The 904-nt window shown below is 32.9% G+C and carries 1 pseudogene; it reads left to right on the top strand.

Annotation, left to right across the window (positions count from 1 at the left end):
- Positions 1-685, top strand: a pseudogene (locus ACFIO3_RS14205) (hypothetical protein); the annotation flags it as partial.
- Positions 686-904: the final 219 nt, after the last annotated feature.

The following is a 904-nucleotide window of genomic DNA, read 5'->3' on the forward strand; positions in this document are numbered from 1 at the left end:
TAACATTAACAATAACAAAAAAAATAAAAATATTATTTTATCAAAAAGAGAAATTGATTTTGAAAATTTAGAAACAAACGATTTTGTTGAAAAGGCAATCGAGTGTGATGATGTTCAATCAGGACAAATCAAAACGATAGAAACCAAACAACCAATCATTCACGAGCAAAATACCAACACTTCAAACAATGCTAACAACCGATGGCAAATTGACGAAGCGATGATTGAGAAATTGCCTTCACGAAAAGTTAAAAAGGTTGGAAAACAACTTTCAGAAATCGTTGATAAGATAATGCCTGCTTATTTTCCAGAGAAAGCAAACTTTTTTGAAGGAACAAAGAAAATAAGGGAAAAACAAGAAGTTGAAAGAATACTAGAAGATTTCAAACCCGATTTTCAATACGCAACTGAACAAGGATTAACGCATGATGAAGCCTTATCAGAATTTGAAAAATTTGTACGCTTTTCAAAAAACAATCCATGTCGAAATGCAAATGAACGCGATTGGCAAAGCGCTTGGGATAATTGGATTACGCATCCAGAATATGGATTGGTAATTAAGAAACACAAAAAATCAGAAGTGAAAAAACTATATGAAAGCGCATGTTATAAACCACCGTCAAACAATTTCGCAAATAACCTTTCAGAAAGCTTCAATCAACTTGCAACAGCGATCTACGCTTAAAGACACTTATGGATCCGAAAAAAACAGCAAAGTAGTGAAGTTTGCTGATGATTTTGAGAATAGATATGCGTTTAAATTGACAGAAAGGCACCGTACAGAGCGATTTAAATATTTTGTGATAAAAACCACATTGAAATTAAAAACGCTTCTGTACGGTCCATTTTGAGGCAAATAAACCCATTGGTAAAGTTATGGATTTAGATAGGGGATATTAAACCA

Source organism: Bartonella sp. AD328YNZD, from assembly GCF_042196425.1.